13 protein-coding genes are annotated in these 14,513 nt (G+C 69.6%); 5 read left to right on the plus strand and 8 right to left on the minus strand.

The features are described from left to right. Positions 1-17: 17 nt before the first annotated feature. Entirely contained in the window at positions 18-968 is a 951-nt protein-coding gene (locus tag ACV7JO_RS13505; protein ID WP_470353928.1) for a methionyl-tRNA formyltransferase, read from the minus strand. 119 nt (positions 969-1,087) lie between these two features. Here ACV7JO_RS13505 and ACV7JO_RS13510 point away from each other — a divergent pair, with 119 nt between their 5' ends. Beyond that, positions 1,088-1,222, plus strand: a complete 135-nt coding sequence (locus ACV7JO_RS13510; RefSeq protein WP_470353929.1) for a hypothetical protein — start codon at positions 1,088-1,090, stop codon at positions 1,220-1,222. Between the two features lie 6 nt (positions 1,223-1,228). Here ACV7JO_RS13510 and neuC read toward each other — a convergent pair whose 3' ends face one another. Genes neuC through neuB form a run of 3 tightly spaced genes read right to left on the minus strand, consistent with a single transcriptional unit; the run spans position 1,229 to position 4,124 of the window. Continuing rightward, on the minus strand, positions 1,229-2,383 hold the full coding sequence (gene neuC / locus ACV7JO_RS13515; protein ID WP_470353930.1) for a UDP-N-acetylglucosamine 2-epimerase: 1,155 nt from the start codon (positions 2,381-2,383) through the stop codon (positions 1,229-1,231). Further along, complete coding sequence (locus tag ACV7JO_RS13520; protein WP_470353931.1) at positions 2,380-3,051, minus strand: PIG-L deacetylase family protein; 672 nt, start codon at positions 3,049-3,051, stop codon at positions 2,380-2,382. Before ACV7JO_RS13520 ends, neuC begins: the two co-directional genes overlap by 4 nt. Beyond that, entirely contained in the window at positions 3,048-4,124 is a 1,077-nt protein-coding gene (neuB, locus tag ACV7JO_RS13525; RefSeq protein WP_470353932.1) for an N-acetylneuraminate synthase, read from the minus strand. Before neuB ends, ACV7JO_RS13520 begins: the two co-directional genes overlap by 4 nt. A gap of 127 nt (positions 4,125-4,251) precedes the next feature. Between neuB and ACV7JO_RS13530 the strand changes: the two genes are divergently transcribed. Continuing rightward, positions 4,252-4,851, plus strand: coding sequence for a metal-dependent hydrolase (locus ACV7JO_RS13530; protein WP_470353933.1), 600 nt, complete (start codon positions 4,252-4,254; stop codon positions 4,849-4,851). 27 nt (positions 4,852-4,878) lie between these two features. Here ACV7JO_RS13530 and ACV7JO_RS13535 read toward each other — a convergent pair whose 3' ends face one another. The 3 genes from ACV7JO_RS13535 to ACV7JO_RS13545 all read right to left on the minus strand — a co-directional run bounded on the left by ACV7JO_RS13535 (position 4,879) and on the right by ACV7JO_RS13545 (position 9,290). Continuing rightward, positions 4,879-6,054, minus strand: coding sequence for a glycosyltransferase family 4 protein (locus ACV7JO_RS13535; RefSeq protein ID WP_470353934.1), 1,176 nt, complete (start codon positions 6,052-6,054; stop codon positions 4,879-4,881). A gap of 86 nt (positions 6,055-6,140) precedes the next feature. After that, positions 6,141-8,000, minus strand: a complete 1,860-nt coding sequence (locus ACV7JO_RS13540; protein WP_470353935.1) for a hypothetical protein — start codon at positions 7,998-8,000, stop codon at positions 6,141-6,143. 111 nt (positions 8,001-8,111) lie between these two features. Next, positions 8,112-9,290, minus strand: coding sequence for a glycosyltransferase family 4 protein (locus ACV7JO_RS13545; protein WP_470353936.1), 1,179 nt, complete (start codon positions 9,288-9,290; stop codon positions 8,112-8,114). A gap of 89 nt (positions 9,291-9,379) precedes the next feature. Here ACV7JO_RS13545 and ACV7JO_RS13550 point away from each other — a divergent pair, with 89 nt between their 5' ends. From ACV7JO_RS13550 to ACV7JO_RS13560, 3 genes are all read left to right on the plus strand, one after another. Then, complete coding sequence (locus tag ACV7JO_RS13550) at positions 9,380-11,617, plus strand: DUF2206 domain-containing protein (protein ID WP_470353937.1); 2,238 nt, start codon at positions 9,380-9,382, stop codon at positions 11,615-11,617. 60 nt (positions 11,618-11,677) lie between these two features. After that, positions 11,678-13,108, plus strand: a complete 1,431-nt coding sequence (locus tag ACV7JO_RS13555) for a flippase (RefSeq protein ID WP_470353938.1) — start codon at positions 11,678-11,680, stop codon at positions 13,106-13,108. A gap of 156 nt (positions 13,109-13,264) precedes the next feature. Then, positions 13,265-14,101, plus strand: coding sequence for a DUF7982 domain-containing protein (locus ACV7JO_RS13560; protein WP_470353939.1), 837 nt, complete (start codon positions 13,265-13,267; stop codon positions 14,099-14,101). Here the strand turns inward: ACV7JO_RS13560 and ACV7JO_RS13565 are convergent. After that, complete coding sequence (locus ACV7JO_RS13565; protein WP_470353940.1) at positions 14,098-14,376, minus strand: DUF8044 family membrane protein; 279 nt, start codon at positions 14,374-14,376, stop codon at positions 14,098-14,100. The two genes, ACV7JO_RS13560 and ACV7JO_RS13565, sit on opposite strands and share 4 nt — an antisense overlap. Positions 14,377-14,513 lie beyond the last annotated feature (137 nt).

The raw sequence follows: 14,513 nt of genomic DNA on the forward strand, positions 1-14,513 counted from the left end.
GGCCGGCGTTCGACCCGTCAGCCACCGTTCGGGTCGACGCGGGCCGGCGCGAACGTACCGCCGACGCCGGCCCATTCCCGGTCGAGCAGCGCGGCCGCCGGTTCCTCGGGGCCGTCCGCGACCTGCACGCGGGTCAGTTCCAGCGTCCCCTCCCACGCCCCGACGACGAGGCGGTCGCCGGCGCGGCCCCGTATCTCTCCCGGGCGACAAAACGACGGCGTGCCGTCGGGCGGCGTGGCCCCCCAGACGGTGACGCGGCGGCCGGCCAGATAGCTGAACGCACCCGGGTAGGGGTGGCTCTGGCCCCGTATCCAATCGTACACCTCGCCGGGCGGCCGCCGCCAGTCGATGCGGCCCATCTCCGGGGTGCGTTCGGGCCACCACGTCGCGTCGGCGTCGTCCTGTGGCGTCCGCGGGACCTCGCCCGCAGCGAACCGCGGATACGTCTCGCGAATCAGGTCCCGACCCACCGCGACGACCTTTCGGTACAGCGTGGCGGCGTCGTCGGTCCGCGCGACGGCTATCGGGTGCTGGGCGACGAGGTCGCCGGCGTCAGCCGCCTCGGCGAGGTGGAACATCGACAGCGCGGTCTCGTCGAGGCCCCGTATCAGCGTCCACGCGATGGGTGCCCGGCCCCGACCGCGGGGGAGCGGCGCGGGGTGCATCCCCAGCGCCGCGACGCTGGGCACGTCAACGACGCGGCGTTCGACCAGCCGCGACCAGCCGACGACGTACAGGAGGTCCGGGTCGTATCCTCGCAGGCGCGCCACGGCGGCGTCGGTGTTGACCGAGTCGACTTCGTGCAGCGACGCGCCCGCCGCCGCGGCGACGGCGTCGAACTCGGTCTGGTCCGCGACCGACTCGTCGGGCGGTCGGGTGAAGACGGCCGCCACGTCCGCCCCGAGCCCGTCGAGTTCTTCGAGACAGGCCCGCCCGAGGTCGTTGTGACTGACGACGACGACTCGCATCGGTCGTCTCTCCGACCGGCGGCCGCATATATCTTTCTCATTTCCGGAGCAGGAATTAATCCGATGAGTCGGCCGCTCGAACAGCAGAGAATATGGGTGCCCCAGCCGTCCGTGGGACCGTGACCGACCGCAGAGAGTTTCTCACCGTCGTCGTCTCGGCTGCCACCGTCCTCGCCGGCGGCACCATGACCGGCGCGCTCGGGGACGGCGCGTACGGGGCCGACGGCTACGGGGAGGCGGGCTACGGGGAGTGAGCCCAGTCAGTAAGTGATTCGCTTCGTCAGGAGGCGGTCGGTCAGGTCGACCTCGGCCAGTCGGGCGACGATGCGCTCGGCCGCGCCGCCGTAGTCGTAGGGGTTCTCACAGTCGCGAGCGCGTGCCCGCAGAGCGTCGTCGGTCAGACACCGCCCGACGGCACGCTCGATGGCCGCCCGGTCGTGGGGGACCGAAAGCGTGTTGTCGGCCCGCTGGCGGCCGGCCTGTCGCGGCCCCACGTCGACGACCGGCAGGCCGAACGACGGGGCCTCGATGATACCGCTGCTGGAGTTGCCCACCAAGGCGTCGGCGGCGGCGAGCAGACCGAGGTAGTCCGCCCGCGGGAGGCTCTCGAAGGCGTGGAACCGGTCGGCGGCGGGATGGGCGTCGATGGCGTCTATCATCCGCCCGCCGCCGGCGTCGGCGTTGGGGTAGACGACGACCGTCTCGGCGTCGTGGGCGGCGGCGGCGTCCAGCGTCGCGGTCATCTGCTCGCCGGCCCGGTCGGGGGCTGTCGTCAGCGGGTGCTGGACACAGACCAGCAGCGGCGCGTCGGCATCGAAGCCGTACCGCTCGCGCAGTTCTGGGGCCGGTGTGACCGCCGCCGCGCGTATCTCGTCCAGTCCGGGCGCGCCGGCGACGGTGACCCGCCACGGCTCCTCGCCCAGCCGCTCGATTCGGTCGGCGCTCCGTTCTGAGACGGGAAAGTGGAGGTGCGCGAACTTCGTCAGGGCGTGTCTGATGCTGTCGTCGATGACCGCCCCCTGCATCGCGTCGCCGCCGTGAACGTGGGCGACGAGGACGTTCATGTGGGCCGCCGCGACGCCGCCGGCCAGCGCCTCTCCCCGGTCGCCCAACGCGAGTACCGCGTCGGGGTCGAGGTCGCCCAGCGCGTCGGCCATCCCGCCGAGGCCGACGCCCAGCGACTTCGCCATCGACCGGCCCGTGTCCCCGTCGAGTTGCATGTGGACCCGCCGGTCAACGTCGAAGCCGTCGTCCGTTATCTCCGTGACGGTCCGGCCGTGGCGCGCCGAGAGGTGCATCCCGGTGGCGACAACCGCGAGGTCCAGCGTGTCGTGGGCCTCGATGCGGCGCATCGTCCCCCGCAAGAGTCCGTACTCGGCGCGGGTGCCGGTGACGACGGCGACGGTCCGGGTCACGTGTCCCTCCGGTACGCACAGACCAGTTGGAACGCCTCGGCGGCGGCCATCCCGGCCTCCGTGCCCCGTGTCTCGGCCCGCGCCCTGAGCGCTCGCTCCGAGCGCGGATGGGGGTACGTTCGGCGCTCGCTCTCGTAGGCTCCGAAGGCCGCGACCTTCGCGTCGAGGTGGTCGCTCACGTCGACGTAGGTGGTCGGCTGGAACCGCTGGCGGTCGCCGCCGGCCCACCCCGTCGAGGAGGGCACCTCGTACGCCAACACCCGCTCGACGCCCGCGCCCGGGCGGGTCGCCACGCGGGTCGAGTCGGCCACGGCGGCGTGGTCCGCGTTCACGTCGTGGGGCGAGTGCGTGTAGACCACGTCCGGTTCGACCGCTTCGACCGCGTCCTCGACGACCGCGTTGACCTCAACGTGAGCGACGGTGTCGAGGCGCATGTCCGGCAGGTCGCCAAAGCGCACCGACGCGACGCCCAGTCGGTCGGCACAGGCCCGCGCCTCCGCGCGCTTCTGCTCGACCAGCGACGGGTCGTCGTACTGGGCGGTGGCCCCCTCGGTGACTATCAGCACCGTCACGTCGTGGCCCGCGGCGGCGTGGCGCGCCAGCGTGGCCCCCACACCGAGCACCTCGTCGTCCGGGTGGGCCGCGACGGCGAGGACCGACCGCGTCACGGGTCCACCCCCGCGACGTCGTCCGCCGTCACCGGGTCGCCCGGTTCGAGGTCCCGCTGGGCTCGCCGCCCGAGGACGGCCTCGTAGCGCGTCGGCGACAGCCCCTCGGCCGGCCTGCGGGGCGCGACGGCCGCTGCGGTCAGTTCCTCACCGGCCGCGACGGGGGCGGTCGCGTGCAGCCCCTTCCGGATGTGAGGTCGGTTCGCCAGTTCGGCCGCCGTGGGCGCTTTCGCGCCGTCACCACGGGCCGTGGCCGCCGTCCGCGCGAGCGAGACGGCGCGGTCGAGTTCGTCGGGTTCCAGCGACATCGCGTGGTCCGGCCCCGGCAGGGTCCGGTCGAGGGTGAAGTGCTTCTCGACCACGTCGGCCCCCGCGGCCACCGCCAGCGCCGGCGTCTCGACGGCCGTCGTGTGGTCCGAGTACCCCGCCCGGGCGTCGACGGCGTCGGCCAGCGTCCGTATCGCCGCGAGGTTCGCGTCCGCCGTCGGCGTGGGGTACGCCGACGTGCAGTGTAACACCGTCAGGTCGACGGCCGGGTTCGCTTCCCGGACGACGCGACACGCCGCCTCGACCTCGTCGAGCGTCCCCATGCCGGTACTGACGACCATCGGCCGGCCGAAGCCGGCGACGTGGGCCAACAGCGGGTGGTTGTCCAGTTCGCCCGAGCCGAGTTTCATCACCGGCACGCCCAGTTCGTCCAGCAGGTCGGCGCTCTCCGGGCCGAACGGCGTCGAGAGGAAGGCGACGCCTCGGTCCCGGCAGTACCGCGTCAGTTCGACGTGGCTCTCGCGGTCGAGTTCGTACCGCTCGAGCATCGCGCGCTGGGACTCGGTAGTCGCGCGCTCCGACTGGTAGTCGGCCTGTGGGGCGTCGGCCGTGACCAGTCGGTCGGCCCGGAACGTCTGGAACTTCACCGCGTCCGCGTCGGCCGCGACCGCCGCGTCGACGAGGTCCCGCGCCGCCGCGAGGTCGCCGTTGTGGTTCACTCCGGCCTCCGCGACCACGTAGACCGACGCGTCGTCCGCGACGGCCTCTCGATACCGCGCCACCCCACCTCTGTCGCTCCTGTCCATCAATTACTTTTTGTACAGTGTCTCATAAATAATCCCTCTTTCGACTAGAATTATGTGGTATCGAGTGGCGAGCGGTCGCCGACCCGGCGTCTTTATCCCACTACAGAACGGGTCGAAAGCAACGACGATGTTCCCGTGGGGCCACCTCGCCGCCGGCTATCTCGTCTACAGCGCGCTCTGTCGGACTGTCGCCGGCCACGCGCCCGACGGCCGCGGGACGCTCGCGCTTGCGGTCGGGACTCAGTTCCCGGACGCGCTCGACAAGCCGCTGGCGTACTGGCTCGAAATCACGCAGGGGCGGGCGATGGGTCACTCGCTGCTGTTGGCCGTCCCCCTGTCGGTGGCGGTGCTGGTCGCCGGCGACCGGTACGAGCGGCGGGGCCTCGCGGCCGCGTTCGTCGTCGGCCTGTCCTCGCACTTACTGGGCGACGCGGCGCTGGACCTGCTGAGACCGAGCGACTACGGCGTCTCCTACCTGTTGTGGCCGCTTCTCCCGTCGCCGGCCTACGGCGTCCGGAGCTTCGGCCACCACGTCGCGCAACTGGACGCCTTCGTCGACTATCTGTTCGCCCACCCCGCTCCCGCCGCCCTGTTGCACCAGTTCGCCCTCGAAGGGGTACTGGTCGTCGCCGTCGTCGCGCTCTGGGTGTCGGACGGGTGTCCGGGCGTCGCCGCCCTCCGCTGGTTCGTCCGGTCCGGCGTCGACGCGGTACGGTCCCGGGACTGAGCCGTCGACTGCGGTTCCCGAGTGCGGTCACTGCACAACCGCCGTCTGGCGGTCCCGCGACGACTCGTCCAGTAGTTCCCGGTACAGGTCCACGTGCATCTCGCCGACGTTCTCCCACGAGAACCGCTCCGCGAGCGCCGCGCTCGCCGCCCCCATCTGTTCGCGCCGCCGCCCGTCCGAGAGGACGCCGACGACGGCGTCGGCCAGCGCCGCCGGGTCCTCCGGTTCGACGGTGACGCCCGCACCGGACTCGCCGACCAGTTCCGGGAAGTCGCCGATAGCGGAGGTGACGACCGGCTTCCCGAAGGCGAACGCCGTCGACAGCGTCCCGCTGTGGCCGGTCTGCCACCCCTCCCTGTAGGGGAGCGCGACGAGTTGAGCGCGCTCGAACAGTGCGCCGACCTCGTCGTTCGGAACGAACTCGTCCCGGAGCGTGACGTGGTCCGCGTACTCCTCGAGGAGCGCGGCGCTCTCCGCGGAGACGCTCCCGTCGCCGGCTATCGTGAGGTGGAAGTCGTCGAGTTCGTCGACGATCCGCGGGACCGCGCGGACGAGGATTTCGACCCCCTTCGGCGGGATGAGACTCCCGAAAAACAGGACGTGATTGGGCTCCTCTGGCGGGGTCGCGTGGTCGAGGTCCTTGAAAAACGAGTAGACGCCGTGTGGAATCACCTCGGTCGACGCGAACGTCGTCTCGCGTCGTTCCAACGTCTCCGCCTGGCGCTCGGAGTGGACGACAGCCGCGTCTTTCGGGAAGTCGGGAACCAGCGACATGACGGCGTCCGCGACGCGCAGAATCGGCGACGCCCCACCGTGTTCGACCTCGTGTTTGGTGACGAGGTAGGGCCGGTCCTCGTACACGTCCGCGAGGTACGAGAACAGCGTGACCTGCGGGAACTCGTCGGTCGGGTCGTGGACGATGTCCGGGTCGATGTCGTTCAGCCGCTCGATGTTCCGATACGAGTACACCCCGCGGGCGTTCCGCCGGAGATTGAGGTTGCGGTCGAAGATGTTCTGCATCGAGATGTCCGTCGGCTCGAACGCGTTCACGACGGTCACCCGCTCGTCGAACACGTCGTCTGCGGTCGTCTCCGACGGTTTCAACACCGTCACGTCGGCGTGGTCGGCCACCGCGTTCGCGAGTTCCGCCGTGTAGTGTGGCAGTCCGCCGCTGTCCTGCCCCATGATGTACGCTACGTGCATTTTGTACTGTATGAATCGTCGAAATATAAAATATTTATCGGAGCGTTGGTCGAAATTATCGCCGGCGCGCCGGGAGACACGGGCCCTCAGAGCGCGGCCTGCCACCCGAACGTCACGTCGCCCTCGGGGGCGTTGACGAGGTTGATGTCGAACGACTCGCCGTCGACGGCGTCGACGTACCAGTTGTTGCCGCTCCCGACGGGGGTTCGCGGCGTGACGGAGATGTCGCCAAGGGCCGGCACGTCGCTCAGTCGGTGCCGGACGGTGGCGCTGTTCGACCCGTTCTGGACGGTCGCCGTCCCCGACGACGACCTGAGTGTCGGTCCGTTGACGAGTTCGGTGGTCGACGAGACGTTCCCCGTCGGCGAGACGTTGTCGACGGCGACGTTGAACGAGTACTCGACGCGCACCGCCGCTATCGGCGGCACGTCGTCGCTCACCGACGCACAGACGTTGGCTATCATCGCGTCGCTCACGCCGCCGGCGAGGTTTATCGGGTGGTACCCGCCGTCGCGCCCGACCCACGCGAGCGTCAGGTTCGCAAAGCGGTGACCGTGACCCCCCTTCGTGTTCCGGATTCGTAGCGCCTCCTTTCGCTGGCCTTTGAACGTCGCGTTCTCTATCGACTGCGCCTGCGCGTGGTTGGAGTCGACCCCGCGGTCGAACCCGATGACGTGGAGGTTGCTCGCGGAACACTGCCCGCCGGTGAGGTCGAAGGCGGTTCCGACGGTCCCCGTCGCGAACACGTTCGAGACGACCGTCTGCGAGAACGACCCCGTCGTCACCAGCACCGACTTCGGGCCGTCGAAATACGAGTTCGACAGGACGAGGCGCGCGCCGTCGCTTTCGATGGCGACTGTCTCCTCGTCGCCGCCGAGGTAGCCGTGTGACATCGTCACGTGAGTATCGGTCCCGAAGCGGAACGTCCGGGGCGCGGGGTTGCCGGCCCCCTCGATGTTGGGGTAGTTGATGGCGCACTGCTTGACCGTCCCGGCGGTCTCGAAGAAGGCGTGTTCGGTGTAGCCGTGGCCGCCCTGTAGGTGGTTGAACTCGACGTGGTTGACCGCGGCCGCGGGGCCGCCGCCGTGGGACTGGTCGCCGGTGACGAAGATGGCCGGGGAGTCGGAGCCGCCGTCGCCGCTGAGCGACACCCAGACGTCGTCGACCTGTCCCTGCCAGACGTTCTCGATGTGAAGCGCGTTCCGGAACCCCCGGAACTCGCAGTGAGCCAGCCGCAGGTGCGTGATGTCTCTGAGACGGAGGCCGCTGCCGTCGCGGGTCGTGTCGTCGGCTGACGCGCCGTCGTAGTCCTTGCGTCCCCGGTGGTCGAGCGCGAGGCCGGAGATGCTGACCCGGAACACGCGGTCGTTGCCCGCCGTTCCCGCTCCGGGGTCTATCGTCACCGCCCGCGACCACTCCGGGATGTCGCTGCAGACGATGTAGGCGCTGCGCTGGCCGGGCGAGCGGATAGTGAGGTTGTCCAGCGACTGCGTCGTGATAGCGAGCGTGTTCGACACCTCGTAGAGTCCGGGCTCGATGAGCAGGTCCAGATGGAGCAGGCGGAGGCGGTCGTTGCGGTCGGGTTCCGCCCCGGCGACCGCGTGGTCGATAGCCTGCTGGGCCGCGTCGAAGATATCCTCGCCCGTGAACGTCTCCGCCGCCGTCTCCGCGTAGCTGGTGCCGTCGGCCTCGTAGCAGACGATGTTTGGCGTCCGCGCGCCGCCCGGCGGCGACAACGGGACCCACTCGCCGCTCTCGCCGAGGTACGTCCGCCCCGTGTCGGTCGCGAGGAACTTCGCCCCGTCCGCTGGCTGGTACTGGCTCCGGTTTGCCTCCGTGTCGCGTATCTCGATGTCCCGGTCTAGCTGCCGGAAGTTCTCGTTCAGCGGCTCGTGCCAGTCGGTCTGTCCGTGTCTCGGGACGTTGTAGTCGTGGTAGTCGGTCATGTCTCGTTCGCCCGCCCATCTGTCGGAGATAGAGCGATATAATTCAATTCGAAAGCTGTGTTAAAAAATCCAGCGGCTGCCGAGGACTACGAGGCCGGCACGAGACGGACGCTACGCCTCCACGGAAACCGTCTCGCGGAGCTTCGTCCGGAACTGCTCGGAGAGGGCGTCCCACGTGTACCGGTCGGCCGCGAGCCGGTGGGCGTTCGAACCCAGTTCCACACGGTGCGACTCGTCGGCACACAGTCGGTTCAGGCGCTCGAAGAAGTCCTCGCGCTCGGCCAGCAGTAGGTGCTCGCCGTCGGCGGCGTCGAACCCCCGCGCGCCGAACGGCGTCGAGACGACCGGGAGCGCGGACGCGAAATACTCGACGAGTTTCACGTTCGAGCCGCCGCCGCTGAATATCGGATTGAGCGCCACGTCGGCCAGCGTGAGCGCGGCCTGCAGGTCCTCGACGTAGCCCGCGGTGTGGACGGCGTCGTCGTCGGTCCGGACGCTCTCGCCGGCGTTCCCGACGAGCAGGAGGTGACAGTCGTCGGCCGCCCGGTCCCAGTGCCGCGCGAGCCACGCGGCCGCCTCGACGTTGGGCCCGTAGTCCGAGCCGAGAAACACCGCCACGGTGGCGTCCGGCGGGACGCCGTAGGTCGCTCTGTCGGCCGGCGGAACCGTCCGCGCGACCGTCTCGGCCGCGACGCCGTTCGGGACGACCATGGTCGCGTCGGCGTGTGGCGCGAACACGTCGCTGTCGGACTCGGTCGTACAGACGACGGCGTCGGCCGCCGCCGCGGCGTCCAGTTCGACGCGTCGGAGGCGGTCGCCGAGATACCGCCCGAGCCGCCCGTCCGCCGTCGACCGGAACCGCTGGAACTCGACGTTGTGGCTCGAGTAGACGGTCGGGAGAGACGTGTTCGCGGCGACGAACCGCACCACGTAGGGGTTGTCGGCGACGACGACGTCGTGACCGGCGGCCGCGTCCAAGAGGGCGTCGCCGGCCCGCGACTCGAACACCGCCGGCCAGAGGAGTGCCGGGTAGCCAAACAGCGTCAGCGCCTTCGGAACGTCGTGGAGGAGGCTGTAGTGTCGGCTCTCGACGACGCCCGGTGCCGCCGTGATTCGCCGGTCTATCAGCTCGCCGTCGGCGTAGTACGTCGCTACCGGCCCAGTACAGCAGTACCGGTACACCGAGTCGCCGTGGTCGGGAAAGGAGCGTGTCAGGCCGTGTGTTCGCTGGTACCCGCCAGTGTCGGGCGGGTACGAGCGGTTGCCGACCGTCGCCTGAAACACCTTCATCGTCGGATAGATGCGGCGGCCCGTATAACTTTCTTCCGGATAGTATTATCCGAAATTGACTTATTCGAGGGAGTAATGAACACACCTACGTGCGCTTCAACGCCGCTAACCGGTACGGGCCGCCGATAGCTCCGGCGGTCGCCCTCGCGGTAGTGGCGACGACGGCGCTCGGTGCCGTCACGTCGGCACTGCCCGTCGCGCCGGTTCTCGTCCTCTGTCTCCTCGCGACCGGGGCGTTCTTCCTGTCCGACGCCCCCCTGTCACCCGCGGAGCGGGTCGTCCTCGTCCCGGCGGTCGGCCTCGCGTCGCTGGGGCTCTCGTCGCTGCTGCTTCCGCTCGCGTCGGCGGTCGGCCTCGTCGCCCGGCCGATACACGAACCGGCGGTGGTCGCGGCCGCCGCGGCTCTCCCGACGGTCCTCGCGGTCGGCCACTGGGCGGCCCGTCCGGACCCGACGGTCCCGTGGCCGACCGTCACGCCGCGACTGGTCCTCTGTGCCGCGCCGGCCGTCCTCGGTGCGGCCGGCGCGCTCGTCCAGTGGCAGTTCGGCTACGTCACACAGAACTACGTCGTCGTGGCGCTACTCGTCCTCTCCCTGCCGCTGTCGGTGTTCGGGGCGACGACTGAGCGCGAACGCGCCGTCTCGCTCGCCGCCATCGGGGCCGGACTCCTGTTTTCCCACACCCTCGTCACGGGGTACGCCGTCGGCGTCGACATCCAGATGAGCCTCCACACCGTCGACCGGCTCACCGCGACCGGCGTCTGGCCGGTCGATACGCTCGTGTTCACCGACGGAGCCGCGGGCGCGTCGCTGAGCGGGCTCATCGACCACATCGGTGACCTGCTGAGCCACACCAGCCTCCCGATAATCGTCGGCGTCCCGGTGCTGTTCGAGACCGTCGGCAACGCGCCGCCGGACGCCGTCTTCGACGTGGTCTACGTCGGCGTCTTCGCGCTGACGCCCGTCGCGATATACGGCCTCGGCCGACGCCACCTGTCGGCCCGCCAAGCGACGGTCGCGGCACTGCTGTTCGTCGTCTACTACCGCTTTTTCCACACGTCGCCGGGCAAACAGCACATGGCACAGTTCTTCGTGGCCGCCCTGCTGGTCGCGTGGCACACGCGCCTCGACGACCCGCGCCGGAAGGCCGTCACCGGCCTGCTGGCGGTCGGCGTCGTCTTCTCGCACTACGCCGTCTCCTTCCTCTTCGTCGGCTTCTTCGCGGGTGCGTACGCAGTCTCGAAATGGTACGTCGATACCGGCGTCCCGACCGCGCTGTCCGGAACGTTCGTCGGGGCGTTCTACGGCGTCGTACTCCTGTGGTACGCCGTCATCGCGGGAGGGAAGAAGCCACTGACCGCGGCGTCGGCGGTCGCGCTCTCGGCGGAGCAACTGCTCGCGACCTCGTCGGCACAGTCCAGAACCGGTGCGGCCGTCGCGGCCGAGCAGACGCTGCTCGTCGACCAGATAAATCTCCTGTTGCACGGCCTGCTGTTCGCCGCCGTCGGCCTCGGCGTACTGTTGCTGGCACATCGCGCGCTCACCGTCCGCCGGCCGCTGTTCTCCGCACCGGTCGACGCGCTCTCGTTCGGGCTCTTCGCCTTCCTGTCGGCCTCGATGGTCGTCAACGGTCACCTCGGTATCGACAGGGCGCTCGACATCGCGCTGGTGGTCGTCGGACCGGTCGCCGTCCTCGCGCTCCGTCGGTGTGTCGGCGCGCTCGACGCCGTCGCCGCCGCCGACCTGTCGCCGTACACCGCCCGTCTCGGGGTCGCCTTCGTCTGTGTGATGCTGGTCTTCTCCGCCGGACTGGCCTACGAGGCCAGCGGGACCCCGGCGACCAGCGCCATCAACCTCCATCAGGAGCAAAACTCCGTCATGTTCACCGACGCGGAGTTCCGGGCCGCGAACTGGACCGCCCAGCACCGCGACGGCGAGACGGTCTACGCCAACTACTACAGCACCACGACGTTCCAGCGTATCGACGGGCGCTCGCCGACGTACCTCCACACCGTCAAGGATTACAAGGGCGACGTGGCGGTCGACTGGGACGCCGGCGGCTACCTCTTCGTGCGGCGGGCGGCCATCGAGAACGGGCCGTCCCGGAGCGTCCCCCGGTACGTCGTCCACCGGTCGACCTACGAGTCGTTCCGTGACCGCGCGACGGTCGTCTACGAGAACAGCGACGCCGTCGTCCTCCGCATCGACGGGACGAGCGACGCGACCGCAGCGGTGGAACGGGATACGCCACCAGCGGTCCAGCGCGACCCGGGGGAGCGAATCGGTGGAGTTCGCACGCCGCATCGAGGGACCGGCTCCTCGACATAATTTCGTCGAAATTGAAAACTAATATAACTGCGGGTGGTTTCGAGTGTATCGGAGAGCGAAATGGCCGATAGCTCCGAATCCATCTCGTCGGACACCCTGAAACTGGCCGGCGCGAAGGGTCTGAACGCCGTACTCGTCTTCACCGGGACGGCGCTGTTCGCGCGGCTCATCGGGGCCGACCAGCTCGGCGTCTACTTCCTGTTCGAGAAACTCCTCGGGCTGGTCGTCGTCTTCAGCAACTTCGGGCTCGCCGGAGCACTGGAGAAGCGTCTCTCGGAGGGGGCCGACCAAGGGCGGTACCTCGCCACCGTCGCCGTGTTCAAGGTGGGCATCGTCGCCGTCCTTGCGCTGGTCGTCGTCGCCGCGCGGACGTGGGTGAACGGCTACCTCGGCGCGGAGTTGGCGGTGTTACTCGTCGTCGCCATCGTTCTCAGGGAGTCCGGACGGCTGTTCGTCAACGCCCTCCGCGGCGAGCGCCGCGTCGGCGAGACCGCCTATCTCTTGGCCGCGCGGCAGATCGCGTGGGTCGGGGTCGGCGGCGTCCTGACGACCGTCGGCCTCGGCCACCTCGCGCCGGTGTACGGGTTCCTCGTCGGCCTGGCCGCGATGCTGGTGCTGGGTTATCTGATGGTCGATATCGACTTCGGACGACCGTCGGTCGACCACGCGCGGTCGCTGTTCGCGTTCTCGAAGTACGACTTCGTCTCGTCGTCTATCGGCTGGCAGGTGTACAACAGCATGGACACCCTGCTCGTCGGCTACTTCATGACTGCCGTCGCGGTGAGCCAGTACGAAATCGCGTGGCGCATCTCGACTATCGTCATGACCGTCACGGCCTCGGTCACGGCGGTCATCTTCCCCTCGTTCAGCAGGTTCGTCACCGACGGGCAGGACCACCGCATCACCGACATCGTCCGGTGGTCGCTCGGTGCCGGCTCGTTCGTCAGCATCCCGGCGCTGGTCGGCGTCGTCGTCCTCGGCGAGCCGATACTGCGGTATCTCTTCGGCGAGACGTTCGTCTCCGCGTGGCTCGTGTTGGTCCTGCTCGTGGCCGACAAGTCGAGCCACGCGGTACAGGAGGTGTGCGCGCAGGTCGTCCGGGCCTACGACCGACCGGACATCGCCGCGGCCATCACCGGTCTCACCATCGTCCTCAACGGTGTCGGGAACGTCCTGCTGATACCGCGGTACGGACTCATCGGTGCGGCGGTCGCCACGTCCGGGAGTTTCGCCGTCGGGACGATGTTGTTCGCCGCCGTGACGCGCCGGTTCATCGCGCTCAGCGTGCCGTGGCGCGTCGTCGGCTGGCAGGTCGCCTGTGCCGCGCTCATGGGCGTCGTGCTCGTCCAACTCACCCGACTGTATCCGGTCACATCGATGCTCGGCGTCTTCCTACACGTCCTCGTGGGGGCGGCCGTCTACGTCGGGGCGGCGGTCCTCCACGGCGAGACGCGGGCCATCGTCCGCCGACCGTTCGCGGACAGCGGCTGAACCGGACTGCCGACGATGGTGGCGAAAGACGGCGGAACAGTTAATTACAACCAGTTCCGAATAGATATTAGAGCCATGTCGAGTGGATGGGAGCGACAGACAGCGGGCGGCCGACGCGCCGGGGCGGGTCGACGCGACGGGGTGAACGCGTAGCGTATGGAGCAAAAGCAATTACAGGCCGACTCACGGACCGACGCGAGAGCGCACCCGCCGGCGGCTGACCGGGTGCGAGCGGCCTATCGGGCCGTCCGGACGACCGCCTACGGAGTGACGACGCTCCTGTTACTGGTCGTCGCCGGCGTCGCGCTCGCCGGCGCGGTCTGGGTGCCGTCGGCCCGCGGGGTTCTGCTTGCCGTCGCCGCGACCGGCGCGTTCGGAGCGGTCCTCCTCACCGCGGTCACGCCGGAGCCGTTCCTCCCCGCCAGCGTGGCCCGGTCGACACACGAGGCGGCCGCGGCCAACACCGCAGCGGTCCGCACGGCGCTCGACCTCGCGGAGGTGGCGTACTACGTCCCGACCGAGGACGGCACGCGACTGTTCGTCCCGGCGGCGTCGTCGGTCTCGGTCCCGCCGGCCGAGACGGTCGCGGCGGCGACCGTCGGCGAACGGACGGACGGCGGCGTCGTCTTCGAGCCGGTCGGTCAGCGTCTCGTCGACGAGGTCGCCGCGGCCGGCGACGGGCTCCCGGCGGACCGCGAACTCGCCGTTCACGCCCTCACGAGTGCGGTGGCGGGACGGTTCGGCCTCGCTGCGGAGGTCGCCGTCGACACGCTGACCGACAGCTACCTGACCGTCAGCGTCACCGACAGCCGCTTGGGGACCGACGCGACGGTCGACCACCCTGTCCAGTCGTTTCTCGCCGTCGGTCTCGCGGCGGTTCTGAGGGAACCGGTCAGACCGACCGTGACCGAGTACGGCGACGGGACACTGCTCATGACGTTCGCGTGGGGCGACGACCTCGGGTACGCCGGGGAACGCGAGCAGGCGGCCTAAAACAGCGTCGACGCCGGGGCGAGACGCGCCAGTCGCCTGACGACGAGGGCGGTGAACACGACCAACCCCGCGAGGACGAGCCAGCGGACCCGGTCCTGCCACGGCGCTCGGTACCAACTCGGCGTCGCCGTCTCGACGAGTGCGAGAAAGAGCGCGCTGGCGGTGAGGGCGAACAGTTCCAGCGAGAAGGGCCCGAGCGCGGCGACGACGACCGCGACCAGCGAGAGGGATAGCACGACCGCCGTGACGAACAGGATGCGGTCGTTGCGAGTCACTTGGTTTCAACTACACCTGCGCGATTTTAACAGTTCCGGTCACAGCAACCCGGCTGCGGGGCCGACGCGCGAACAGCACGCTGACGCGCCGCGGACAGGACCCTACCGCACGCGGCCCGCCACGTTCTCTCACCGCC

The organism is Haloarcula sp. MBLA0138, assembly GCF_055632455.1.

What these genes read in the sequence shown, in the direction of transcription:
- ACV7JO_RS13540 (WP_470353935.1), bottom strand. Translation starts at nt 8,000, where the DNA reads ATGACCGACTACCACGACTACAACGTCCCGAGACACGGACAGACCGAC.
- ACV7JO_RS13560 (WP_470353939.1), top strand. Translation starts at nt 13,265, where the DNA reads ATGGAGCAAAAGCAATTACAGGCCGACTCACGGACCGACGCGAGAGCG.
- ACV7JO_RS13530 (WP_470353933.1), top strand. Translation starts at nt 4,252, where the DNA reads ATGTTCCCGTGGGGCCACCTCGCCGCCGGCTATCTCGTCTACAGCGCG.
- ACV7JO_RS13545 (WP_470353936.1), bottom strand. Translation starts at nt 9,290, where the DNA reads ATGAAGGTGTTTCAGGCGACGGTCGGCAACCGCTCGTACCCGCCCGAC.
- neuB (WP_470353932.1), bottom strand. Translation starts at nt 4,124, where the DNA reads ATGGACAGGAGCGACAGAGGTGGGGTGGCGCGGTATCGAGAGGCCGTC.
- ACV7JO_RS13535 (WP_470353934.1), bottom strand. Translation starts at nt 6,054, where the DNA reads ATGCACGTAGCGTACATCATGGGGCAGGACAGCGGCGGACTGCCACAC.
- ACV7JO_RS13505 (WP_470353928.1), bottom strand. Translation starts at nt 968, where the DNA reads ATGCGAGTCGTCGTCGTCAGTCACAACGACCTCGGGCGGGCCTGTCTC.
- ACV7JO_RS13555 (WP_470353938.1), top strand. Translation starts at nt 11,678, where the DNA reads ATGGCCGATAGCTCCGAATCCATCTCGTCGGACACCCTGAAACTGGCC.